Source organism: Actinoplanes sp. NPDC048791 (genome assembly GCF_040650095.1).
In the GTDB taxonomy this organism is placed as follows: domain Bacteria; phylum Actinomycetota; class Actinomycetes; order Mycobacteriales; family Micromonosporaceae; genus Actinoplanes.
Window position 1 is genome coordinate 1 of sequence record NZ_JBEZGQ010001721.1, and the last position, 1,091, is coordinate 1,091.

A 1,091-nucleotide genomic window follows, 5' to 3' on the forward strand; every position below is an offset into this window, starting at 1 on the left:
CGGCGCCGGGCCGGGGCGAGCCGGGGGTGCCACAGCTCCGCGGGGTCGGCGGGGGCACCGGTGGCCGGTGCGGTCTTGCCCTCGGACGGCGGCAGCAGGATGAGCACGCCGCGAGGTTACAAGTCCGGCTCGGTGGCCAGCGCGTCGGCCACGCTGGGATAGACCTCCAGCACCGGCAGCAGCCCGGCGACGTGCAGCAGGCTGCGCAGTTGGTCGCCCGGGGCGGCCAGCCGCAGCCAGCCACCGGCGGCGACGGCCCGCTCGTGCCCGTTGACGAACGAGCGCAGCCCGGTGGAGTCGCAGAACCCGATGCCGGAGACGTCGACGACCACCCGCGGCACCGGCCGGTCCAGCACCTGCTCCAGGGTGGTGCCGAGCACGGTGTCGGTGCCACCGTCCAGGTCGCCGCGCACGGAGATGATCACGGTGTCGTCGGGGTTACCGATGACGGACACTTGCACGACTGGGCCTCCCCGGGCACGACGGAGACCTCTTTCTGCCCAATCACGAGGCCGGTGGAACCTGCGGCACCGTGATCGTCGTGCGGACCGTCGCCTGGTCGATCTCGCTGACCCGGACGGTGAAGCTGATCTCGTACGTGCCGGGCAGCGGGAACGTCAGCGCGCCGACCGCGTCGTTGCGGGGCGTGAGGGGCAGCATCGGCTCGGACACCGGTTCCAGATCCTGGCCCTGCAGGCGGGTCGTGACGGTCCACTCGGGGGCCGGCAGCGGCTTGCCCTCCGGCGTGTAGGTGAAGCCGTGCACGGTGTTGTTCTCGCCCAGTTCCACCGGGTAGACGTAGTACTGCAGCGTGAACAGCTCCGAGGTGAGGGTCTGCGAGACCCCCTTCTCCGTGCTCGCGGCCCGCTCACCGGTGGCGCTGCGGCCGGGCGTGACCTGCACCAGTACGGCGCTGAGCCCCAGCACCAGCACGGTGGCGGCCACCTCGGCCCCGACCGTACGCCGCAACGTGGCCACCCCGCCGGCGCGCACCTGGGCCCGCTGCACCATGCGCCGCGCGAAGGCAGCCGCGGCCAGCACCCCGGCCAGGATCACGATCTTGCCGAGCAGGAGTCGGCCGTACCCGGTGC

The 1,091-nt window shown here is 72.8% G+C and carries 2 protein-coding genes; both read right to left on the minus strand.

Annotation, left to right across the window (positions count from 1 at the left end):
* Nucleotides 1-116 precede the first annotated feature (116 nt).
* Nucleotides 117-461: an STAS domain-containing protein gene (locus tag AB0C29_RS49920; RefSeq protein WP_360835612.1), complete on the minus strand. Its 345-nt coding sequence runs from the start codon at nucleotides 459-461 to the stop codon at nucleotides 117-119.
* Between the two features lie 43 nt (nucleotides 462-504).
* Nucleotides 505-1,091: CopD family protein (locus tag AB0C29_RS49925; RefSeq protein ID WP_360835614.1), on the minus strand; the 587-nt coding region annotated here is incomplete at its 5' end.